This window comes from Actinomadura keratinilytica (assembly GCF_039539665.1).
Taxonomy (GTDB): domain Bacteria; phylum Actinomycetota; class Actinomycetes; order Streptosporangiales; family Streptosporangiaceae; genus Spirillospora; species Spirillospora keratinilytica.
Genome location: NZ_BAABDO010000297.1, coordinates 1 through 571, shown reverse-complemented (window position 1 = coordinate 571; position 571 = coordinate 1). Strand labels below are relative to the sequence as shown.

General features: G+C 71.6%; 1 pseudogene. It reads left to right on the top strand.

Annotated features, from left to right (window positions below):
• Nucleotides 1-13: 13 nt before the first annotated feature.
• Nucleotides 14-571, top strand: a pseudogene (locus ABD879_RS32795) (IS5 family transposase); the annotation flags it as partial.

Genomic DNA, 571 nt, shown 5'->3' with positions numbered 1-571 from the left:
TACTCTGTCGCTCGTGGTGATGGTCGAGCGGCTGGTTCCAGACGAGTTGTGGGAGCTGTTCCAGCGGGTGGTGCCACCTGCCCCGACTCGGCCCCAGGGCGGCGGCCGGCGCCGGTACGGCGACCGTGAGGTGCTGGCCGCGATCATCTTCGTGGCCACCACCGGCTGCACCTGGCGGCAGCTGCCGCCGGTGTTCGGCCCGTCCGGGCCCACGGCGCACCGCCGCTTCACCGAGTGGACCAAGGCGCGGGTGTGGCCCAGGCTGCACCGGCTGATCCTGGACGAACTGGGCTCGCGTGGAGAGCTGGACTGGTCGCGGTGCGCGATCGACTCGGTCAGCATGCGGGCGCTCAAAGGGGGGAGCTGACAGGCCCGAATCCTGTCGACCGCGGCAAGAACGGGTCGAAGATCCACTTGATCGCCGAAAGGTCCGGTCTGCCGATCAGTGTCGCGATCTCCCCGGCCAACCTGCACGACAGCCAGGCCCTGCAGCCCCTCGTCCGCGGCATCCCGCCGATCCGCTCGCGCCGCGGGCCCCGCCGGCGCCGCCCGGCCAAGCTCCACGGCGACA